General features: G+C 64.6%; 17 protein-coding genes. 8 read left to right on the forward strand and 9 right to left on the reverse strand.

All coding sequences use genetic code 11. The features are described from left to right. Window positions 1-86 precede the first annotated feature (86 nt). Window positions 87-1,700 carry an oleate hydratase gene (locus H7F36_RS17760; RefSeq protein ID WP_187052048.1) on the reverse strand — a complete coding sequence of 538 codons (1,614 nt, stop codon included), beginning with the start codon at window positions 1,698-1,700 and terminating at the stop codon, window positions 87-89. 169 nt (window positions 1,701-1,869) lie between these two features. Here H7F36_RS17760 and H7F36_RS17765 point away from each other — a divergent pair, with 169 nt between their 5' ends. Next, on the forward strand, window positions 1,870-2,622 hold the full coding sequence (locus tag H7F36_RS17765) for a winged helix-turn-helix domain-containing protein (RefSeq protein WP_187052049.1): 753 nt from the start codon (window positions 1,870-1,872) through the stop codon (window positions 2,620-2,622). Continuing rightward, window positions 2,619-4,718 carry a PAS domain S-box protein gene (locus H7F36_RS17770; protein WP_187052050.1) on the forward strand — a complete coding sequence of 700 codons (2,100 nt, stop codon included), beginning with the start codon at window positions 2,619-2,621 and terminating at the stop codon, window positions 4,716-4,718. Before H7F36_RS17765 ends, H7F36_RS17770 begins: the two co-directional genes overlap by 4 nt. Here the strand turns inward: H7F36_RS17770 and H7F36_RS17775 are convergent. Beyond that, a complete protein-coding gene (locus tag H7F36_RS17775; RefSeq protein ID WP_261802365.1) occupies window positions 4,672-5,454 on the reverse strand; it encodes a Crp/Fnr family transcriptional regulator in 783 nt (260 codons plus the stop codon). The genes H7F36_RS17770 and H7F36_RS17775 overlap by 47 nt on opposite strands. Window positions 5,455-5,649: 195 nt before the next feature. On the opposite strand from H7F36_RS17775, the gene H7F36_RS17780 reads away from it, so the two are divergent. The 6 genes from H7F36_RS17780 to H7F36_RS17805 all read left to right on the forward strand — a co-directional run bounded on the left by H7F36_RS17780 (window position 5,650) and on the right by H7F36_RS17805 (window position 10,950). After that, a complete protein-coding gene (locus H7F36_RS17780) occupies window positions 5,650-6,408 on the forward strand; it encodes a hypothetical protein (protein WP_187052051.1) in 759 nt (252 codons plus the stop codon). 149 nt (window positions 6,409-6,557) lie between these two features. Beyond that, window positions 6,558-7,085, forward strand: a complete 528-nt coding sequence (locus tag H7F36_RS17785; RefSeq protein ID WP_187052052.1) for a universal stress protein — start codon at window positions 6,558-6,560, stop codon at window positions 7,083-7,085. 16 nt (window positions 7,086-7,101) lie between these two features. Next, window positions 7,102-9,498 carry a phosphoketolase gene (locus H7F36_RS17790; RefSeq protein WP_222620394.1) on the forward strand — a complete coding sequence of 799 codons (2,397 nt, stop codon included), beginning with the start codon at window positions 7,102-7,104 and terminating at the stop codon, window positions 9,496-9,498. Window positions 9,499-9,514: 16 nt separating this feature from the next. After that, window positions 9,515-9,811, forward strand: coding sequence for a hypothetical protein (locus H7F36_RS17795; protein ID WP_187052053.1), 297 nt, complete (start codon window positions 9,515-9,517; stop codon window positions 9,809-9,811). A 261-nt stretch (window positions 9,812-10,072) separates the two neighbouring features. Further along, complete coding sequence (locus H7F36_RS17800; protein WP_187052054.1) at window positions 10,073-10,318, forward strand: FeoB-associated Cys-rich membrane protein; 246 nt, start codon at window positions 10,073-10,075, stop codon at window positions 10,316-10,318. A gap of 167 nt (window positions 10,319-10,485) precedes the next feature. Next, window positions 10,486-10,950: an SET domain-containing protein gene (locus H7F36_RS17805; protein ID WP_187052055.1), complete on the forward strand. Its 465-nt coding sequence runs from the start codon at window positions 10,486-10,488 to the stop codon at window positions 10,948-10,950. 41 nt (window positions 10,951-10,991) lie between these two features. On the opposite strand, the gene H7F36_RS17810 is transcribed toward H7F36_RS17805, so the two are convergent. From H7F36_RS17810 to H7F36_RS17840, 7 genes are all read right to left on the reverse strand, one after another. Next, window positions 10,992-12,551 (reverse strand): sugar ABC transporter ATP-binding protein, encoded by a 1,560-nt coding sequence (locus H7F36_RS17810; RefSeq protein ID WP_187052056.1) that lies wholly within the window; start codon window positions 12,549-12,551, stop codon window positions 10,992-10,994. After that, a complete protein-coding gene (locus H7F36_RS17815; protein WP_187052057.1) occupies window positions 12,548-13,666 on the reverse strand; it encodes a strictosidine synthase in 1,119 nt (372 codons plus the stop codon). The genes H7F36_RS17810 and H7F36_RS17815 overlap by 4 nt, the downstream gene beginning before the upstream one ends. Continuing rightward, the gene (locus H7F36_RS17820) at window positions 13,666-15,780 is read right to left on the reverse strand and encodes an ABC transporter permease (protein ID WP_187052058.1); all 2,115 of its coding nucleotides are present in this window, start codon (window positions 15,778-15,780) and stop codon (window positions 13,666-13,668) included. Before H7F36_RS17820 ends, H7F36_RS17815 begins: the two co-directional genes overlap by 1 nt. 22 nt (window positions 15,781-15,802) lie before the next feature. Further along, the gene (locus tag H7F36_RS17825) at window positions 15,803-16,816 is read right to left on the reverse strand and encodes a sugar ABC transporter substrate-binding protein (protein WP_187052059.1); all 1,014 of its coding nucleotides are present in this window, start codon (window positions 16,814-16,816) and stop codon (window positions 15,803-15,805) included. Window positions 16,817-16,907: 91 nt separating this feature from the next. Then, window positions 16,908-17,879 carry an ABC transporter permease gene (locus H7F36_RS17830; RefSeq protein WP_187052060.1) on the reverse strand — a complete coding sequence of 324 codons (972 nt, stop codon included), beginning with the start codon at window positions 17,877-17,879 and terminating at the stop codon, window positions 16,908-16,910. A gap of 25 nt (window positions 17,880-17,904) precedes the next feature. Beyond that, window positions 17,905-20,184, reverse strand: coding sequence for an AMP-binding protein (locus tag H7F36_RS17835; protein ID WP_187052061.1), 2,280 nt, complete (start codon window positions 20,182-20,184; stop codon window positions 17,905-17,907). A gap of 216 nt (window positions 20,185-20,400) precedes the next feature. Next, complete coding sequence (locus tag H7F36_RS17840) at window positions 20,401-21,345, reverse strand: adenylate/guanylate cyclase domain-containing protein (protein ID WP_187052062.1); 945 nt, start codon at window positions 21,343-21,345, stop codon at window positions 20,401-20,403. Window positions 21,346-21,347: the final 2 nt, after the last annotated feature.

Consider the following 21,347-nt stretch of genomic DNA (forward strand, 5'->3'; position numbering starts at 1 on the left):
AGAACGTGGTGATGGCACATAACCAATGGTTATGCAGGATAACCAAATCTAATCTTTGAACGAAGCGCGGCCATGAGGGCTTACCCTCAAAGCATGAGCGCCTTGAAGCTCTGCAGCGCCACCTTGGGATGCACTGCCCCGTGATAGATCGCAGGAATCTCGTTCTTCAGGTGCAGCAGCCCGTACACCGCATGCATCGCGCTGCGCACCGAATACTCGACAGTGAACACCACATCTTCCGGAATCTCCACATACTGGCCGAGCACCGCGAAATTGCGGGTGCCACCGGGAACGACAGCGGGCCGATCCGTCGGCTCGCGACGCTCGAACTGACTCGTGATGTAAGGCAGCATCACCGGGATCACGGTGCTGGTGCGACGCACTTCGTCGAGGATGTCTTCGAAGCCCAACTGGTGCATCAACTCGGTCAGGATTTCTTCACCGCTGCTCTCGGCCATCGACTTGTCGACGTAGTCGCCCTTCTTGTCGATGAAGAGCCCATAGCCCCATATCGTGTAGACGCCCTCGGGTTGACCCGCGAAGTGCGGGGCGTGCGGCACGACGATCGACATCAACCACGGCGAGTCCTTGAACGTCATGAGGCCGCCCGTGCCCGGCGCGTTGCCTGAGTACGCTTCGATGCGCTTCACCAGCAAGGGGCTTCGCAGCGTGACGGTGAAAGACTCCCACTTGCTCTCGTCGACGTTGCCGTTGAACGTCTCCGGTCGGCCCAGGGTCGGCACCTTGCGCGCGAGGTTTTCCCAAAGCGTCCAGCCGCCGTCGCGCTTGTCTCGCAACAGTGCCGGGGCGTGATCGTTGTCGCCGATGCGGGCGTCGGCGGTCATCGAACCGAGCGTGGCAAAGACCAGATCGTCGGACCCGACCTGATGCGAGAAGAACTCGTCGCCGCGTTTGCAATGGATGGCAGTGACGCGCAAGCCGTCGGTGTTGCGCGCGACCTCGGTCATCTCTGCGAAGTCTTCGAAATCCATGTCCACGACCTTGGTTCCGAACTGGAACGCCACGCCTTGCCCCGCGAGCCAGTCCTGCATCGGCCGGACGATCGAGTCGTACTGATTCAAGGCTGTGCGACGAACGCCGGCCAGCGTGTGAATGCGCGGCAGCTCCTGCAGGAAGCGGAGCAAATAGCGTCGCATTTCGACGGCGCTGTGCCAGTTTTGGAAGGCGAAGGTTGTACGCCACATCGCCCAGAAGTTGGAGTTGAAAAAGTGCTCGGTGAAGCAGTCTTCGATACGCTCGGCGCCGAACATGCGCTCCGGCGTGGCGAGCAGGCGCAGCACATCGAGGCGGTCGCGCGCATCGAAGCCCAGATCGGCCGCATCGAGGATGCGGTGCTGCCGGTCGATGAGCCGCGCGTTGGCGTGCGATTGCAAAGCTTCGTTGAAGTCCCACACCGCGTCTTTCAGCGACCCTGCGCCGTGACGGTCCGGCACCGCATCCAGCACATTCCACATGCAGACATAAGCCTCTTCGGTCCACATGCGGCCGCCGCGCGTCACGTAACCTGCTTTTGCATCGCCTGAACCGTCCAGTGCGCCGCCTGCCACCTGCATCTCTTCGAAGATGAAGATGTCGGTACCCTGAAATCCGCCATCACGAATCAACAGCACGGCGGCCGACAACGACGCGATGCCGCCGCCAACGAGAAAAGCCCTGCGCCTGCGGTTCGGGGTCGACATTGAGATGGACGTGTTCATGAAGTTTGAAAAGACCAAGGTCATAGGGTGCGCAACATTGCGCAGTACAGATTGAAAGCGCCTGCAGCGCGCGAAGGCTTGATGCAGGTCAATCCGCGATCAATGTGTCCTACGCCGCACTCCATGACTTCTCTTGCATCTAACATGGTGCGTGCCTTCAACCTCCATCCACATCGCTGTTCTCGACGACGAAACCGAGATCACCCTGCTGCTGGCCAACTATCTGCAGGTCCACGGCTTTCGTGTCAGCCAGCGCCATTCGGGCCGAGCCCTGCTGGAGCTGATGCGGCAAGACCCGGCGGCGGTCGTGCTGCTCGATCTCGGCTTGCCGGGTGAAGACGGCATCACCATCGCGCGGCAGGTGCGAGAGCGATGGCAGTGCGGACTGGTGATCGTGACTGGCCGCGGCGATGCTGTCGACAAGGTGGTGGGCCTGGAGATCGGCGCCGACGATTACGTGACCAAGCCCTTCGATCTGCGCGAACTGCTGGCGCGCATCCGGGCTGTGTTGCGCCGGATTGCAGCGCCCGCGGCGGCGCCTGTAGTGGCGGTCGTCGACGCGGCGTCCGCGCCCGATGCGCCACCCACGAAGCTTCACTTCTCCGGCTGGACGCTCGACATCGCTGCGCGCCGCCTCCGCGCTGCGCAGGGCGATGAAGTGCCGCTCACCACTGGCGAGTTCGATCTGCTGCGCGTCATGGCCGAAAACGCCGGCCGCGTGCTGTCGCGCGACTTCCTGCTGGAGCGAACACGAGGCCGCGATGGTGGCCCGTTCGATCGAACCATCGACGTGCAGATCGGCCGGCTGCGCCGCAAGCTCGGCGACGACCCGAACCAGCCACGCATCGTCAAGTCGGTGCGCGGCGCCGGCTATCTTTTCGTGCCTGCCGTCGTGTCGGCATGAAAACACCGCGCAAGCCGGTCGTTCCCGGCTTCGACGATGGCACCGTGTTCCGCACGTTGTTCGCCGCCTATCCCGATGCGCTGCTGGTGGTCGACCAGCGCGGCGTGATCGTGCTGGCCAACCCGACCGCCCTCGAGCTGCTCGGCTACACCGCAGATGAACTGGTGGGCATGTCGGTCGACACGCTGGTGCCCGACGCGACTCGCCCGCGCCATGCCGCATACCGCGAGGGCTATGCCGCGCACCCTCGCAAGCGCCCGATGGGAACGCAGATGGACCTGGTCGCCAAACGGCGCGACGGCAGCGAGGTGATGGTCGAAATTGCGCTCAGCCCGCTCAACGACCACGGGCTGCCGCTGGTCGTGGCCGCCATCCGCAGCGTCGCTTCTTATCCGCGCGTCCAGCATGCGCTGCAGCGTGCGCGCTATGCCGAGCATCTGGCGCAGTTCAGCCGGCACGCTGTCGACGTGGCGGATCTGCATCTTCTGCTGGACCAGGTGCCCGTCATAGCTGCAGAGGCGCTTCAGGTCGAAACGGCGAAGGTGCTGCTGCTCGAACCCAATGGAACCGAATTCCGCATTGCCGCCGGCGTCGGGCTGCTGCCTGAAGAAGCGATCGGCGATCGCATCGCCAACGAAGCCCGATCACCCGCCGGCCATGTGATGGCGAGTGGCCAGTCGGTGCTTATGGGCGACTACGCGGCAGAGTCGCGCTTTACCATTCCATCGCACTACCTGGCTGCCGGCTTCGTCTGCGAGATCACGGTGCCGCTGGCAGACCGAGGTCGCACCATCGGTGTGCTGTCAGTGCGCTCGCGCACTGCAAGGCGCTTTGGCGACGAAGAGGTGCGCTTTCTCGAATCGCTGTCGAGCTTGCTGGCCACCGTGTTGCAACGTACGCAGATCGAGGAAGCGCTCGGCCACGCGCAGCGGCTCGAAAGCGTGGGGCAGCTCACCGGCGGCATCGCGCACGATTTCAACAACCTGCTGACGGTGATCTCGGGCAACCTGCAGGTGCTCGAAGACTCGCCCGCCATCGGCGGCGACGCGGTGTCGCAGCAACTCATCGGCGCCGCCATGCGCGCCACCCGACGCGGCGCGGAACTCACCGGCAAGCTGCTCGCATTTTCCCGGCGGCAGGTGCTGCAGCCGACCATCGTCGACACGCGCGCCCTGCTGCTGTCGCTCACCGACATGCTGCGGCGTACGCTCGACCAGCGCATTGCCATCACGCTGGTAGCCGACGCGGCGCTGTGCATGGCCGATGCCGGGCAGCTGGAGTCGGCCCTGCTCAACATCGCGATCAACTCGCGCGATGCGATGCCGCAAGGCGGGACGCTGACTTTTTCTTGCCGAGTGGTGTCCGCGCTGCCGGCCGACCTGCGCTCGGATCACGACACGCAAGCCCAACCCCCCATGCCCACGGGCTACGTCGCCATCGCCGTGTCGGACACCGGCGATGGCATGCCCGAAACCGTGCAGGAGCGGGCCTTCGAACCGTTCTTTACGACCAAGGAAGCCGGTCGCGGCACTGGCCTCGGGCTGTCGACCGTGTACGGCTTTGCCAAGCAGTCGCATGGCGCCGTCAAGCTGGTCAGCGCGCCCGGTGCGGGCACGACCGTCACGCTTTTCTTGCCACGCGCAGAGGACGACGACTACATGGATTACGACAGCATCGCCGACGTCACGCACGGCGCTGTGCCGCATGGCCTTCGCGTGATGCTGGTCGAAGACGATGCCGAAGTACGGAGCGTGCTGCAGAAGTTTCTGGCGTCGATGGGATGCGAGGCCGTCGCCTGCGGCCAGGCCGAGCAGGCGCTGGCCTCGTTGATGGCCGGCAGTGCGATCGATTTGCTGCTGACCGACATCGCGCTCGGCGTCGGCATGCAGGGCACGGAGTTGGCGGCCAAGGCGCATGCGTTACGGCCCGCGTTGGCAGTGCTGCTGATGTCCGGCTTTTCGAGCGAGCTGGCCGATGCACCGCCCGATTGGGAGTTGCTGCCCAAACCGTGTACGCGCCTTGAGCTGGAGCGCGCGATGCTGCGGGCGCTCAGTGCAGCGCCACTGCCGCCGACGCCGCCGACCCGCGCTGCATGAAAGCGGTCAGCGCTTCGACATGGGGAATATGGATGTCGCGGCGTCCCTTCTCCGAGAAGCGGATCACGTCCCCACGTGCCAGCCGCGACAGTGCTCGACTCACCGATTCCAGCGTCATGCCGAGGTAGTTGCCGATCTCGGCGCGCGTCATGCGCAGGGTGAATTGATCGGTGCGGAGACCGCGCTGGGCCAACGCTTCAGCCCAGTAGCGCAGAAAGCCGGCCACTCGCGCGTCGGCCGACAGCGTGCACATCGACAGCATCGAATCCTGCTCTCGCACCAGTTCGCGGCTCATGGTCTGGTGCAATGCGGTGAGCAATGCGGGCGTACGCAGGCTGGCGCGGAGCAGGTCGTCGTAGCGAATGGCCCACAGCTCGCCGGTGTCCATTGCGACCGCGTCGCAGCCGTAGTGCGCGTTCGCGATGCCGTCGAGACCGAGCCAGTCGCCCTTGAGATGCAGGCCGACGACCTGCTCGCGGCCTTCGCTCGACAGGTTCACCATCTTGAAGAAGCCGGCGTTGACGACGTAGAGACATTCGAAATCCTGCCCCGCCTGATAGACCGAATCGCCGGCACGCACGACGCGCTTGGTGATCGGCACGCTTTGCTCGATGAGCCGCAGCATGTCGCCGATGCGCTGCAGCGGGGCTTGTGCCGCGCTCGGTCCGGCGCTCGGGATGGAGAGCGTGGCACGGGTCGAAAGTGGCATCGGTTGCTGCAGTGCGGCGTATGACATGGTGGCTTCCTTGTAGGTTCCTGATGGAGTGAGGCAAGCCTATTCGCCGAGTGCAACAGCTTCACCACTGCAAGCGCGCGTTGCGTAACAGACCGTCAACGCTTTGTGTCTTGAGTGCGCTGCCACCTTTTTTGCGCAATGGCTTGACGCAAATCAATCGCCGAATTGAAGGCGCACCTAAGGTCGGACACGCCTATGAACTTGCCCGCCACACCTGTCGATAGAACTCTCTGGCCAAGCCAGGGCTTGGGCGGAGCGGATGTTCGACGCACGTTCGACCTCGCGCGCAGCCTCAAGGCCAACGTACTGGTCGGCGAGGGGCTGCCGCTCGCGGGCAAGAACCTGGCGCTGTTGCGCGCCACGTCGGCGCCGCAGGACGATTCGGTGTTCCAGGACGCAGCAGCGGCCCTCGGCGCCCGGGTCGCGGATGTCTGGCTGGGCGACTCGATCGGGCCTCCGGGGAGCGAGTTCCAAAACTTGCCGAAGATGCTCGGCCGCCTTTATGACGCCGTCGATTGCGGGAGCGTGTCGGCCCTCTCGGCTGCGCAGATCGAAAGCCAGGCAGGCATTCCCGTCTACCGCGGGCTCGAAGGGCATCCCGCTGCGGTGCTGGCCGACCTCATGGCGCTGTGCGAGCAGCGCCCGCTCAACGTAGCCGCCGCGGCCAATACAGCCAAGGCAACACTGCTCTTTGTGGGCGACGTGACGACCGGCCGTGGTCGAAGCTTTCTGCAGGGCGCACGGCAACTCGGCTTCGACGTCCACTCGATGGCCACCCCCGTCGATGCGCTTCAGGATGCGTCGGCAATCGACGCGCCCTTCGTCGTCGATGCGACCGATACAGAACATTGGCTGCTGGCCGGCCCGGCGGCAAGCGTCGAGGATGCGCAACGAACAGAGAACCATCGCTTCGTGCTGCAGGCGGTGCTGCTGATCACCCTCCTGGCACGCTGAACCTTGCGCTGGAATTTCGCGCTCCGTTCGACCCGATGGCGATGCCGATTTCCCTTGATCTTTATCAAGCTCGGCCAAAAGACGGCTTCCATACTGACGCCACCGACTTCATCTCACTCACGGCCCCCTATTTCAGAAAAGAGCGCGCCATGTACCAAAAGATCCTGGTTCCCATCGACGGCAGTGCGACCTCCGCACGCGGCCTCGACGAAGCGATTCAACTGGCCAAACTGACCGGTGGCCGGCTCCGGCTGATCCACGTGACCGATGAACTGTCGGCCGGCTTTGCCATGGAGTGCTACGCGGGCTCGGGCGAATGGCTGACAGTCGTGCGCGAAAACGGCGCCAAGCTTCTTGAAGAAGCGACCTCGACCGTCAAGGCGGCCGGCGTACCGGTCGACTCCGTGTTGCTCGACGGCCTCGCCGCCACGGTTGAACTGCTCGTGACCACGCAGGCGACGTCGTGGGGAGCGGATCTGATCGTGCTCGGTACGCACGGACGCCGTGGCGTCGGGCGTGCGTTTCTCGGTAGCAGCGCCGAGCAGGTGCTGCGCCAGTCACCGGTGCCGGTGCTGCTCGTGCGTGCACCCGAAGTTCCGGACGCGCCCACGAAGACCGCTGCATCGAGCCAGGCAGTGCACACCAAGTTGCCGTCTGCCGCACTGTCGATCGAGTAACCCCGGAACCCTGCCCATGTCCTTGCCAATGTCCTTGCCCATGCCGACCGCGAACCCCACGGATTTCTCCCAGCTCGACGCCTGGTGGCGTGCCGCCAATTACCTATCGGTCGGCCAGGTCTACCTGATGGGCAACGCCTTGCTGCGCGAGCCACTGACGCTGGCGCACATCAAGCCGCGGCTGCTCGGGCATTGGGGCACCACGCCGGGCCTCAACTTCGTCTACGCGCACATGAACCGCGCCATCGTCGCCCGCGACCTCAATGCGATCTTCATCGCGGGTCCGGGCCACGGCGGTCCTGGCGTGGTGGCCAACACCTACCTCGAAGGCACCTACAGCGAGGTGTATTCGCAGGTCACGCAAAACGCCGAAGGCATCCAGCGGCTCTTCAAGCAGTTCTCGTTTCCGGGTGGCATCCCGAGCCACGTCGCGCCTGAAACGCCGGGCTCGATCCATGAAGGCGGCGAGCTCGGCTATTCGCTGCTTCACGCGTACGGGGCGGTGTTCGACAACCCCGACCTCATCGCCTGCTGTGTGGTCGGCGATGGCGAGGCCGAGACCGGTGCACTGGCAGCCAGCTGGCACTCCAACAAGTTCCTGAACCCCACACGCGACGGCGCGGTGCTGCCCATCCTTCACCTGAACGGTTACAAGATCGCCGGCCCGACCGTGCTGGCACGCATCGGCGACGAGCAGCTGACCCAGCTCATGCGGGGCTACGGCTACGAGCCGCACTTCGTGTCCGGCCACGAGCCGCTGGCCATGCATGCGGCAATGGCCGCCGCGCTCGATGCATCGCTCGATGCGATCTGCGCCATCCAGACCGAAGCCCGCTCCGATGGCTTCAAGAAACGCCATCGCTGGCCGATGATCGTGCTGCGCTCGCCCAAGGGCTGGACCGGCCCGAAGGTGGTCGATGGCGTGCCGATCGAAGGCACGTTCCGCGCGCACCAGGTGCCGCTCACCGGCTTCGTCGAGAACCCGTCGCATGTGCAAATCCTCGAAAACTGGATGCGCAGCTACAAGCCCGAAGAGCTGTTCGACGAGGCCGGCACGCTGCGCCCCGAGATCGCGTCGTTCGCACCCAAGGCCTTGCGCCGCATGAGCGCCAATCCGCACACCAACGGCGGCCTGCTGCTGAAAGACCTGGCGTTGCCGGACTTTCGCGACTACGCCGTGGCCGTGCCGCAGCCCGGTGCCAGCATCGCCGAAGCCACACGCATCACCGGCGCCTTCTTGCGCGACGTGATGCGCATGAACGACGTCAACAGCAACTTCCGCGTGATGGGCCCGGACGAAACCGCATCGAACCGGCTCGGCGCGCTGTTCGAGGTGACCGACCGCACCTCGACCGCCGAAGTCGAGCCCGGGGACGACCACGTCGGCGCCGATGGCCGTGTGATGGAAGTGCTGAGCGAGCACCTGTGCCAGGGCTGGCTCGAAGGCTATCTGCTGACCGGCCGCCACGGCCTCTTCTCCTGCTACGAAGCCTTTATCCACATCATCGATTCGATGTTCAACCAGCACGCGAAGTGGTTGAAGGTGACGCGCCACATTCCATGGCGCCGGCCCATTGCGTCGCTCAACTATCTGCTCACCAGCCACGTCTGGCAGCAAGACCACAACGGCTTCAGTCACCAGGACCCGGGCTTCATCGACCACGTCGTCAACAAGAAGGCCGAGGTGGTGCGCGTGTACCTGCCACCCGACGCCAACACCCTGCTTTCGGTGGTCGACCATTGCCTGCGCAGCCGCAACTACGTGAACGTGATCGTCGCCGGCAAGCCGCCAGAGGCGCAGTGGCTCGACATCGATGCGGCTGCCCGCCACTGCAAGATCGGCATGGGCATCTGGGACTGGGCCAGCAACGACGACGGCGTTGCGCCCGACGTGGTCATGGCCTGCGCCGGCGATGTGCCGACGCTCGAGACGCTGGCGGCGGTCGACCTGCTGCGTCGCCAGTTGCCCGACCTGAAAGTGCGTGTCGTCAACGTGGTCGACCTGATGGCGTTGGAGTCGCCGACCAGCCACCCGCATGGCCTGTCGGATGCGGCATTCGACTCGATCTTCACGACCGATGCGCCCGTCATCTTCGCCTTCCACGGCTATCCGTCGCTGATCCATCGCCTGACCTACAAGCGCACCAACCACCGCAATTTCCATGTGCACGGCTACCAGGAAGAAGGCACCACCACCACGCCGTTCGACATGACCGTGCTGAACGAACTCGACCGCTTCCATCTGGCGGCCGATGCCATCGACCGGGTCGATCGCGTGCGCAACAGCGCCGGCCATGTGCAGCAGCATCTGCGCGACCGCTTGCTGGAACACCGCGCTTTCATCACGGAGCACGGCATCGACATGCCGGACATCCTCGGGTGGACGTGGCCGGCGCATCCGGTCGCGCCCTGAAAGCAAGGAGAAGATCATGCCCATGGACCTGTTGCGCCGGCTCCGCTGCTCGCTGCTTCCGATCGACCTGCACGCGCAAAGCGACATCGAGAAGTGCATCGTGCTGCGCATGTCGCACCTGATCGACGCCGATCTGCCGCCGTTGCGGCATGGGGCGGGGCACACGATCTACTCCGGGCACGCGACGGTCATGCAAATCACGGCGCTGGGCTTGGCCGCCCTGAAGCGCGATGAGGTCGCGGTGGCCTCCAAAGCGGCTCCGACCACCATACCTCCCGCAGTGGGCCCGTCGCCGATCGTTGCCGGCCGATGACTTCCGTGAGCGCAGCGCAAGGCCGCGTCGTCGCGGGCCGCGAACCGCCGACCGACGCCGCACCCACCGTCGATTCGGCGATTCGAGCTGGCGCGCGATCAACTTGTTGGGCAGACCACGGGTCGCCGCGCGGTACACGTCCATCTGCCGCACGGTGAGGTTCGAGAGACGCGGGTCGGTTAGATGCGAGTCGAGCAGCACCAGATCGAAAGGTGTGCGCTGCACCGGGCACGCCCCGGTTTGCCGATTACGATCGGCGCGATGGATGACCTGGCTGCACTTCAATCGCTCGGACTCGAGTTGCCGAGCCCGGCGTACATCGTGGGTGCCATCGTTTTCGGGCTGGTCGGGTGGGTCGCATTCCGCTACGGGCGCAAGCAGAAGAAGCCGCGTACCTTGTGGCTCGGCGTCGCGCTGATGCTCTATCCATATGCGATATCGCGCACCTGGATGCTGTACGCGGTCGGCGTTGCGTTGTGCGCGGGGCTGGTGCTGGATCGGAGCTGAGGCGCAGTCCGGCACTACGAACAACATCTGCTTTCTGCACCCACCTTGGCTCATGCCTTTGCCTTTGCCTTTTTCTTTGTCTTTGCCTTTGCCTTTGCCTCTCGTCCTCCACTCTTTGCCCGCCGACCGCTTGTCGGAATGGGCCGTTTTTTGCTTTCCTCATCTTCATGAATCAGATCGATCTCACCGCCCTCTCACTCCCCGGCGTGGAAGTCCATGACAGCGGCGTTCACGGACTCGGCGCCTTCGCATCGCAAGACTTGCCAGTCGGCACCAAACTGGGCCAGTACGCGGGCCGCCGCTACAGCGCCGAACAGGCCGAGGCGGTGGACTGGGACTCCAGCCTCACCTATCTCTTCGGCCTCTCGGACGGCACGCTGATCGACGGCGCCGATGGCGGCAACGCGACGCGGCACCTCAACCATGCATGCGAGCCCAACTGCGAGGCGGTCGAGGTCCAGCGAAAGGGGCGCCGTATCGTGCTCGAAGTGCGCACCATCAAGCCGGTGCGTGCGGGCGACGAACTCTTCATCGACTACGCGCTCACCGTCGATGAGTCGGAGCCCCGCACGGGCTACCCGTGCTACTGCAAATCGGCGGGGTGCCGCGGCACGCTGCTCGGGCCGGTCTGACTTGGTGAGCACCGGCGCCTAACGGCGTCAGTGAATCGGCGTCAGTGGATCGCCGCGTACATGATCTTTTCCTGCGTCGCCTCGATCGCCGAAAACTCCGTCACCACCTTGCCCTGCTTGGCGACCAGGATGCGGTCCGACAACGCCAGCACCTCGGGCAAGTAGGACGAGATCACCACCACAGCCTTGCCGGCGTCGGCCAGCCGGTTGATCTCTGCATGGATCTCGGCGATGGCGCCCACGTCGACGCCGCGGGTCGGCTCGTCGAAGATGATGATGTCGGGGTCCTGCACCAGCGACTTGGCGATCACCACCTTCTGCTGGTTGCCGCCGGAGAGTTCGATTACCTTCACGTCCTTGCTGATCGCGCGCACATTCAAGAGCTTGATCCAGTGCTCCCCCACCGCCTTGGCCTTGGCACCCGACACCACGCCGAAAGCGCTGCCGAGCTTTCCCAGCCAGCCCATGTAGATGTTTTGCGAGATCGACATGGTCTCGAAGAAGCCTTCGATCTTTCGGTCTTCGGTGATGTAGGCAATGCCGTCGCGCACCGCCGATCGCGCGACCTTGTAACGCACCGGCTTGCCGCGCAGCAGCACCTCGCCGCCGTGGAAGAAATCGCGCTTGATGAGCCCGGCCACCACCTTGAAGGTTTCTGTACGGCCGGCACCGACGAGCCCGAATACGCCGGTAATCTGGCCCGCGAAGACCGACAGCGAGTTGTTCTTGACCATCGACGCCATGCGCAGATTGCGCACCGACAGCAGGCATTCGCCACGTGGCCGCACCGTCGTCTTCTTCTGGCCATAGAGCGTTTGCGACAGGTCACGCCCGACCATCGCCTGCACGATGCGCGTGCGGTCGAAATTCTTCTTGTCGTCGGTCACCACGTGATGGCCGTCGCGCAGCACGGTGATGCGGTCGGCCAGCAGCAGCGCCTCCTCGAGTGCGTGCGAAATGAAGATGATCGAAACGCCGCGCGCTTTCAAGTTGAAGATCAGGTCGAAGAAGTACTTCTTTTCTTCCGGTGTCAGGCTGGCGGTCGGCTCGTCGAAGATGATGATGCGGGCCTGGTGCAGCACCGCGCGGGCGATCTCCACCATCTGCTTCTTGGCCGCGCCGAGCATGCCGACCGTCGCGGTCGGATCGACGTCGAAGTTGAGCGACTGCAGGAACTGCTGCGCCGAGATGTAGACGCCGCGCAGGCGGTTGTAGAAAGCCTCTTGCCCCAGATAGAGGTTCTGTGCGACCGTCATCGTCGGCACCAGGCTCGTCTCCTGGAACACCATCGCGATGCCGCGATGCCGCGCTTCGAGTGGCGTGCGCAACTCGACCGGTTGCCCTTCCACCAGCATCTGCCCGCCCGACAGCGGCACCACGCCGGCCATCACCTTGGTCAGCGTCGACTTGCCGGCGCCGTTCTCGCCGAGCAGCGCATGGATCTCGCCCCGCCGCAGCGTGAACGACACGTCTTCGATGGCGGGTACGCCGGCATATTTCTTGGTGGCGGCGCGCAGTTCGAGAACGATGTCTTCGGCGGCGGAAGGTGCGGATGCGGCGGCCACAGCGGCAGCCTCTGCAGCGTTGATCAAGTCGGTCATTGCATCGCTCCTGGGCCGGTCAACGGCACGCGCAGCAATCGCCCGCTGCCTCTCGATGCAGCGTACAGCGCACCGCCGAACTCGACGACTGCGGTGATGCCGTGGTGCTGGCCGTCGACCTGGCTGTGCAGCGACTCTGTGGTGTGCCCCTGTGCATCGACGTGCAGCACCAGCCCGTAAGAGCGCGGCGGCGCCCACGGCTTGAGCACGCCCATCTGCTTGACGCCGGCGCCCTGCAACGGCTCCAGGTAACTGGTGCCGGATCGCAGCGACGGCGCGACCCAGTAGCGCGGGTCGACGCTTTCGAGCATGCGCGTGCGGTAGGCGTCTTCACGCAGCACGAACTCGACGAGCTGCGTGCGGCAGACGAAGCACGTCAGCCAGAAGCCGCCGCGTGCGGCAGGCGCCATGCGCGAGGGGTAGCCAGGCAGGTCGGCGAGCACGGCCTGCGCCCCGGCTTGCGCGACGCGGTGCCGCCAGCTCTCGCTGTAGAGCACGCTGGCCGCGCGCCCTTGCGGCAACACGCCGTACGCATGTTGCAGCCGGCTTGCCAGGAGTTCGGCGCTGCCTGATCCGCCCTCCGTGCCGACGTGCCAGCGTCCGACGCGGCCGGTTTGGCCTTTTTCCATCAGGTCGCGGCACCAGTCGTCCGGGTCGTGCCGGGTCGATCCATCGGTGAAGAGAACGCTGTCGTCGGCTTCGAACGAGAGCGCATTCACACTGTTCAACGGCACATCGCCGAGACGATCGAGCACCGCGATCTCGGTCAGGCTTGTCGCTCCTTTGCGGGCGACCGAAAGCAACACAATCCGCTTTCCGGCCAGCGCCACGGCCAGCAGATTCGCGGACCGTACGGCAAGTGCGGTGATGTTCGCATCGAAGCGCTGCACCTCGACCATGCGACCGGCTTCGAGCACGTACAGCACTGGGCCGGCGCTCGCAAAAAAAGCGCGGCCGTCAGTGGCAAGGTCATCGATGTCGGGCAGCGTCGCGACCACCTCGGCATCGTCGAGCGCCCGATTGGGCTTGAGCGCGCCGTCCATGACCGGCACGGTGATGGCGGCGTCGCCGCGGCCCAGCACGCGATCGCTGAATTGACGGATGGTGTCGAACATCAGGCAGCCCTCCAGCGGCGCTCGTACTGGTTGAAGTTGGGGTCGGCCCCGGGCAGCGTGTAGCGGCCGATGCGATTGTTGGAAATGCCGCCGAGGTAAAGATGGCCCTTGTGCTCGCGCATCGAAGTGATCATGGGATGGTTCTCGCCGCCCAGGTCCCACAGCGTTTCGAGCACCTCGCCGGCCTCGCTGAACTTGAGCACGCAGCCGGTGTTGATGTTGGGAAAAAGCCATTCGTCGACTGGCAGCCGCGACGCCATGCGCTTGCGAAAGCCCGGCATGCGCATGGCAAGGTCGTACGCCGGGGAACGCATGCCGACCAGCGCCAGCCAGTAGTTGCCGTCGGATGCCAGGTTGATGTTGTCGGGGTAGCCTGGCAGGTCGGCAATGACCATCTCGACTTGCCCGCTCTTCGGTCCGTCGAACCAGTAGCGCTTGACGCAGCAGCCCCAGGTTTCTGCGAACAGGATCGACTGCCCGTCGCTCGCGATGGCGATGCCGTTGGGGAACTTGAGGTCGCGCAACACCGTGCGCGTCGAGTTGTCGCGTGGGTCGTAGCACACGATGCGACCGTTGCCACGCGCCTCCAGACCATCGACCGGCCACTCGTCCATTTCGTAGCGCACCGTGGCTTCGCTGAAGAACACGCGGCCGTCATCGGCGATGTCGAGATCGTCGGCCAGCCGCAGCCGGCTGTCGTCGTTGATCGAGCTCCAACTGCGGTTTGTTTCGTCGGTGACGCGCTCGACCTTTTGCTGTGGCGTAACGCGATACAAGCCCATGCCGCCGACGCACACATAGAGGTTGTCTTCGCGGTCGAAAGCCATGCCGAGCGGCTGGCCGCCGATGTGCGCGAAGATTTCCATGCGCTCGTAGTCAGGCGAGAAGAAACGGATGATGTCGCCGTGCCGGGAGCCCGCGTAGAGGTTGTCTTCGCGGTCGAGGATGACGTCTTCGGGCGCCTCGATGCGTCCGAGTCCAATCAGCGTCACGTCACGCAGCTTGTTGTTCAGCGCATAGCGGCCTGCGGCCTCCTCGCTGCAGTCCGGCGCGTCGCCGAGCTTGTGATAAGTCGGGCTGATGTAGACCTTGCTGATGATGCGCTGTCGGTTCTTCAGCCAGCGCACATCGATCACCGCAGCCAGCACCAGGATGGCCGCCAGCACCATGCGGATGACGCCGCCAGGCGCCGACATCGAGGTCAGCCCGTTGGTAATCAGCAGCACCAGTAGCGTGCCGACCATCGCTTTGGTGACCGAGCCGCGACCGCCGCCCACGCTGATGCCGCCGAGCACCGCCGCCGTCAGCACCAGAACTTCCATGCCGACGCCGATGTCGGCGCCCGCCGTGGCGAGTCTCGATGCGAAGAAGCAACCGCCCGCGCCGGTAAGAATGCCGCAGCCCACATAGCACAGCGCCACCGTGCGCCGCACCGCGATGCCACCGTTGTAGGCCGACCGGCGCGAGCCACCAATGGCCATGATGTGCCAGCCGAGGCGCAGCCGGGTCAGCAGCAAGTGCCCGCCGATGGCCGCGACGGCATAGACCCAAGCCACCGTCGGCAGCCCGAGAAAAGTGCCGTCGCCCAGAAAATTCCAGACTTCCGAATCGGGCAGATTGCCGGCGATCTCGGTCGAATACTGCATGCTCAGAATCTCATACACCGACCTGAAGATGATCAGCGTGATGAGCGTGGTGAGAAACGCACGAAGCCGCAGGTAGCCGATCAGCAAGCCGTTGATGGCGCCCAGACAGGCGCCGCACAGCAGCGTGCCGAGGACCGCGAAAGCCACCGGCCACTTGAGCACGTGCATCAGCATGAGCGCGCAAAAATTGGTCAGCGCGAACATCGACCCGACCGACAGATCGATGCCGCCGACGATCATTACCAGCGCCATGCCCAGCACGATCAAGCCGATTTCACCGGCCTGTCGCAAGGTGTCGGCCAGCACGCCCGGCGTGTAGAAGTTGCCGATCAATCGCCCGGAGGCGATGACGACGACGATGAGCAGCAGCACCGGGATGGCGGTCTCGGTCCATCGCTTGGACAGGATCTCGCCGACCCAGTGGTCGGGCCAATAGCGGTAGCGCAGCCGCGTCAGTGTTTCATTCATGGCAAGAACGCAGCCGGTCGCGTTACTTGCTCGCAGTCAGTTTCCAGCAGGTGCCTTCGGCACTCGCGTTGTCCTTGGTGATGGGCACCAGCGTGGTGTAGATGTTCTGTTTGGCGGAGCCGGGCTTGATGCCGTTCTGCACCAGCCACTTGATCATCGCGGCCATGTTGCTGGCCTGGGTCGGCACGTCGTAGCTGATGTCGGAATCGAAAGCGCCCGACTTCACCTGGTCGCAGGCGCCCTTCTGCTCACCACCGCCCGACGTCGCGAGGAACACCTTGCCGGTGAGACCCGCTTCCTTGACCGCGGCAGCAGTGCCGATGTCCATGCCGTCCCAAAATCCGATGATGCCGCACAGGTCGGGGTTTTGCTTCAGCACGGTCTGCGTGAGCGCCTTGGCCTTGGCGGCGTCCCAGTCGGCCGCCTGGTTCGAGACGACCTTGATCTGCGGATTCTTGGCAAGCACGTTCTCCACGCCCTTCAGCGTGTAGGCGCTGGTGGCTGCTGTCGGCGCGCCCTGCACGATGGCGATCTTGTTCGACTTGCCCTTGCAAGCGGCCACGACGGACTCGGCATTGCGCTCGCCGACATCGACCCAGTCGGCACCCACGAACACGGTCGACGGCTGCACCGAGCGCATGTTGATCTGCACCACGTAGATGCCTTCGCTCTCGGCCTTGGCGATCAGTTTGGCGTAGGTCGCGACGTCGGGGTTATGGATGACGATAACGGCCGGCTTCTCGGCGATGAGCGCGGTGAAAGCCTGCGCGCCGGAGTTGGTGTTCCAGTTGGGGTCGCGCGCGACGACCTTCATGCCGGAAGGCTCGAGCTCCTTCTTCAGTCCGTTGTACCAGCCCTGCGCCAGGTCGAAGCCCATCGCCACCGGGATGAAGCCGACGGTCTTGCCATCAAGCGATTTCTTGTAGCCGTCACGGAACGGCTCGTCCAGCCCCTTGCCCTGCGCCAGCGCGGTTTGCGCGGCGGCGAGGCCGAGGGTCAGGCAAGCGACAGTCGCGATTTTTTGTCCGAGATGCATGCTGTGTCTCCTTCATTTGTATTTAAGAACAGCGCCAATGGATGCCTGGCGCGGGGCACTAACGGAACTTGAGAAAAGCAATTGGTCGAGGTCAGATGTCGCCCTGCTGGGCGGTCTCCTCGTTGCGCGGATTGAAGGCCGAGTCGACCAGGATGGCGACCAGCAGCACCACGCCCTTGACGATGTTCTGTACCGAATAGGAGATGTCGAGGATCGTCATGCCATTCAGCATGGTTCCGATGAGCAGCGTGCCGATGATCACATTGAGCACACCACCGCGGCCGCCGGAAAGTCCGATGCCGCCCAGCACCACCACCAGCACCACGTCGTAGATCATGGTCGAGTTGAAGATGCGCGTCGGCATGCTGTTGACCGAAGCCGCCATCACGATGCCGGCGAAGACCCCGATCAAAGCGGCCATGACGTACTGCAGCACGACGATCGGTCGGGTCGGCAAGCCGGTAGCGCGCGCGCCGAAAGGGTTATCGCCGATGGCGTAGATGAAGGCGCCCGCGCGCAGCCGTTTCAAAAACAGTGCGAGCCCCGCCGCAGCGATGCCGAACATGACGACCGGCATCGGCAGGCCGGCGAACGTGCCACGCCCCATCCAGGCGATCGAGTCCATATTGCTCGGCCATTGCACCACTTCGAGTTGAAAGAAGAACGCCTGGCCCAACCCCGCGAGAAACAAGCCCGATGCCAGCGTGGTGAAGAGCGACGGCACTTCGGCATACGCGATGAGCCAGCCGTTGACCAGCCCGAACGCCAGCGACAACCCGACGGCCAGTGCGCAGGCGGCAGGCAAGGTCATGCCGTTTTGCATCAGCTGCAGCAGCAGCCCCGACGGCACCGCGAGCGCCGCGATCATCGAGATATCGATGCCACGTCCGATCACGACCACCGACATACCGAGCCCCAGGATGCCGAGGATGGCGACGTTCTGCAGCAGCGTGAGCAGGTTGTCGACCTGCGCGAAGCCGGGCAACAGCAGCGCGAAGCCGAGGAACATCAGCACGAACAGTACGAAGACGATGCTCTGCTGCGAGATGTGGATTTTTTTCATCGATGGCTTTGTGACGAGTTCCGGCTCAGGTCATGGCGACATGCAACGAATCGCGCAGCGCACGCTTCATGACCTTGCCGTTCAGGTTGCGTGGCAGCGGCTCGGTGCCGATGGTCCAGGTTTCCGGCACGGCGTAGTCGGAAAGGCGCTCGGTGCTGAAAGCCTGCAGTGCCGCGGCCTGTGTCGACGCATCCAGTTGCCGCACGCAAACGAAGGCATGCACGCGCTCGCCGAGCACGGCGCACGGCACGCCGACCAGAGCGACCTCGATCACCTCCGGGTGCTCGGTGATCGTGTTCTCGGCAGCAGCGCAAAAGATCTTGTAGCCACCACGGTTGATGACGTCCTTCTTGCGATCGAGGATGCGCACGAAGCCTTCGGCATCCATGCTGCCGATGTCGCCGGAGCGCCAGTAGCCGCCCTTGAATTCGCTGGCGGTGGCGGCCTCGTTGCGCCAGTAGCCCTGCGACACCATCGGGCCGGCGATCCATATCTCGCCGGCCTCGCCGCGTGGCACTTCATTGCCGTCGTCATCGACGATGCTGATCTCGCCACACGCCACAGCCAGGCCGACACTGTCTCGATGCTGCGATGTCTGGCCGGGCGGCATGATGGTCGCCGGTGAACAGGTCTCGGTCGACCCGTAGGCGTTCATCAGCGTGAGGTTGGGCAGGCGCTCGGCCATCGCCTCGATGCTGGCGGAAGGCATGGGCGCGCCGCCGAAGGCGCCGATGCGCCAGTGATGCAGGTCGTGCTCCTGCAGGTTTGGCAGCAACAGGCACAGGTTGTACATGGCCGGCACCATGATCGTGTGAGTCATGCGCTCTTCGGACGCGAGGCGCACGAACTCGCTGGACTTGAAGGGCGGCATGAGGACGACGCAGCCCTGCGCATGGAGCATGGTGTACAGCTCGGCCACGAGACCAGTGACATGGCTCAGCGGCACCGCGACCACGCTGCGGTCGTCAGGCCCGAGTCCCATGGCCTGCACGAAGTGCATCACCGAATGCACGATGTTGAGGTGACTCAGCATCGCGCCCTTCGGCTTGCCGGTGGTGCCCGAGGTGTAGAGCAACACGGCCAGATCGTCTTCGGCGCTGTCGTGGGGTTGCACGAGCGGCTGCGCCTGCATGAGATCGCTGAAGAGCTCGAACCCTTCCCTGGTTCCACCGACCACGAAGCGGTGCTGCAGTGACCGCAGGGCCACCGGTGCCGGCACGAATTCAGCGAGGTGCCGGCTGCACACCAGCGCGATCGCCTCTGCATCGTTGAGCGAATATTCGATCTCGGCGGCACGGGCTCGCGAGCTGATGGGCACGGCCACCGCGCCCAACCATGCACAGGCATAGACGACGATCACGAACTCGGCGCTGTTGTCCATGAACAGCGCCACTCGGTCGCCCGGGCCGATGCCTCTTTGCTTGAGGCCGGCCGCGCACTTGCAGACTGCGTGATGCAACCCGCGCCAGCTGAGCCGCAGCGGCCCGATGACCAACGCCTCGGCATCGGGGCGTGCCGCGAGCACGTCGGCCAGCAACTGCGCCACATGCACGCGGCGCGGCGTGAAGCAGCGCACCACGCGGTTGCCAAAATGAACTTCGCGACGCATCTCCGACATGGTTTCTCCCCAGGGGCCCGGTTGCGCGCGCGACGGCACCGCAGCGCTGTTCTGCGACGGCGCGCTCAGCACGCCCCGCATGAGCATTTCGATGCAATGGCGCACCGCGTCTTCGAGGTTGTGGGCAGCGCGGTTCTCTGGCCGGTACCAACGGCCCACGCCGCTCAATGCGCCAACCACCGTGTAGGCCGCCATAGCTGCATCGCCGGCGGCGATCCAGCCTTCGGCCATGCCGGCCTCGATCAGCGTGCGGAACTCGACATCGATCTCGCCCTTGAGCGCACGCAGCTCGCGTCGGCGCGGCTCCGACAGCGGGTCTTCGCCGATGCGGATCACACAAAGGCCGAAGTCGCTGGTCACGATGCCGGCGTAGTTTTCCATCGCGGCGCGGAGCCGCTCGCGACCCGCGAGGCCGCGCTCGGTCGCTTCGTCGATGCAGGCCCGCAGCGCACCCAGACCGCGGCGCACGCATTCGAAGAGGATCTCTTCCTTGTTCGCGACGTAGTGATACAGGGTTGGCTTGGTGACACCGAGGCTTTGCGCGATGTCGTCGAGCGAGGTGCCCTGAAAGCCGCGGTGCGTGAACAGGCGTGCTGCCGCGGTGAGCACGGCGTCGCGCTTGGCGCTGCGTGGCTGCTGCCTTTCACGGTCGGTCCGCCAAGGCGAATCCGCGAGCTCAGTACCCATGCGACTCCTCGTCGATCTGAAGCCATGGATGCGGTCGACCAACCCGAGGCGCCCTCGAAGATACGAGGTTACCGGGCGGTAAGCATCCTGACTGGGCGCGAGTTTCTGCCGTTGTATGACAGATGCGTATGCTGATATGCCCTTAGCTGCAGCGCAGCATCGGGCGAAGCGGGGCGGGTGTTACCCGAAAGTCGACCGAGCGTCGACGTAACGAAATTAGCGTGCGTCGCGTCGCGCCAGCAGCACGTTGCCGCCGGTGGTGTTGAACGAAATCGTCGGTGCGCTGAAGTCGCTCAACGGCGCGCCCAAGCCGATCTCGCCACTGCCATGCAGCACGCACTCTTGCCGGCGCAAGGCGATCTCGCCGCTGGCACCGGCGGTACCGTGAAAACGCACCCAGGTGCCGTAGGTGCTGACATCGACCAGCACGCAACTGCCCTGCCGCGCCTCGATGCGCGCATGCAGCCGCGAGACGCGCGGGTCGTTGACGACGAACTGCGCATCGTCGACACGTCCCAAATGAATCGGCAACTCCGCTGCACGGAACATCGAGCGCACGTCGAGCCAGGCCAGCTCGATCTGGCCGAAGGTCGAGTCGGGCGCCTTTTGCGGCGCCAGCGATGCCGGCATCGTCAGGAACTCCGAAACCTCTTCCTGCCAGTCGACGCGATGGACGATCGCCATCTCGTTGCGGCCGCGAATGTTGATGGGGCCCAGATTGCGATGTCGAACGCTGCCGTCGTGCAGCTGCTCGATCACCGAATCGGTCGCCCATATCTGGCCCGGGCCAGCCAGGTCGCTCAGGCGCGAAGCGAGGTTGACGGCATCGCCGTAGCAATCACCGTCGACCTCGACGATTTCTCCGCTCGCCACGCCGATCTGCAGGTCCATGCGCAACGGCACCGGCCAGACTGACAACCGCTTCTGGTGATTGCGCTGCATCTCCAGCACGGCCGCAGTGGCAGCCGGCCCGCTCTGAAATGTCGCGAAGACGCCATCGCCTAACGATTTGACGACGCGCCCGCCGTGGGATTCGCAAACGCCGCCGATCCACTGAATCAATCGCGTGACAGTTTCCGTCGCTCGCGCGTTTCCCATGGCCTCGAAGACCCGCGTGCTTCCGGTCAGGTCCGCAAAGACGACGGTGGTTTGAATGCCCATTT

Source organism: Variovorax sp. PAMC28562, assembly GCF_014303735.1.
Taxonomy (GTDB): Bacteria; Pseudomonadota; Gammaproteobacteria; order Burkholderiales; family Burkholderiaceae_C; genus Variovorax.

Excerpts from the sequence above, each read along its gene's own strand:
- H7F36_RS17760 (WP_187052048.1), bottom strand. The coding sequence starts at position 1,700 with ATGTCGACCCCGAACCGCAGGCGCAGGGCTTTTCTCGTTGGCGGCGGC.
- H7F36_RS17770 (WP_187052050.1), top strand. The coding sequence starts at position 2,619 with ATGAAAACACCGCGCAAGCCGGTCGTTCCCGGCTTCGACGATGGCACC.
- H7F36_RS17775 (WP_261802365.1), bottom strand. The coding sequence starts at position 5,454 with ATGTCATACGCCGCACTGCAGCAACCGATGCCACTTTCGACCCGTGCC.
- H7F36_RS17780 (WP_187052051.1), top strand. The coding sequence starts at position 5,650 with ATGAACTTGCCCGCCACACCTGTCGATAGAACTCTCTGGCCAAGCCAG.
- H7F36_RS17785 (WP_187052052.1), top strand. The coding sequence starts at position 6,558 with ATGTACCAAAAGATCCTGGTTCCCATCGACGGCAGTGCGACCTCCGCA.
- H7F36_RS17790 (WP_222620394.1), top strand. The coding sequence starts at position 7,102 with ATGTCCTTGCCAATGTCCTTGCCCATGCCGACCGCGAACCCCACGGAT.
- H7F36_RS17795 (WP_187052053.1), top strand. The coding sequence starts at position 9,515 with ATGCCCATGGACCTGTTGCGCCGGCTCCGCTGCTCGCTGCTTCCGATC.
- H7F36_RS17800 (WP_187052054.1), top strand. The coding sequence starts at position 10,073 with ATGGATGACCTGGCTGCACTTCAATCGCTCGGACTCGAGTTGCCGAGC.
- H7F36_RS17805 (WP_187052055.1), top strand. The coding sequence starts at position 10,486 with ATGAATCAGATCGATCTCACCGCCCTCTCACTCCCCGGCGTGGAAGTC.
- H7F36_RS17810 (WP_187052056.1), bottom strand. The coding sequence starts at position 12,551 with ATGACCGACTTGATCAACGCTGCAGAGGCTGCCGCTGTGGCCGCCGCA.
- H7F36_RS17815 (WP_187052057.1), bottom strand. The coding sequence starts at position 13,666 with ATGTTCGACACCATCCGTCAATTCAGCGATCGCGTGCTGGGCCGCGGC.
- H7F36_RS17820 (WP_187052058.1), bottom strand. The coding sequence starts at position 15,780 with ATGAATGAAACACTGACGCGGCTGCGCTACCGCTATTGGCCCGACCAC.
- H7F36_RS17825 (WP_187052059.1), bottom strand. The coding sequence starts at position 16,816 with ATGCATCTCGGACAAAAAATCGCGACTGTCGCTTGCCTGACCCTCGGC.
- H7F36_RS17830 (WP_187052060.1), bottom strand. The coding sequence starts at position 17,879 with ATGAAAAAAATCCACATCTCGCAGCAGAGCATCGTCTTCGTACTGTTC.
- H7F36_RS17835 (WP_187052061.1), bottom strand. The coding sequence starts at position 20,184 with ATGGGTACTGAGCTCGCGGATTCGCCTTGGCGGACCGACCGTGAAAGG.
- H7F36_RS17840 (WP_187052062.1), bottom strand. The coding sequence starts at position 21,345 with ATGGGCATTCAAACCACCGTCGTCTTTGCGGACCTGACCGGAAGCACG.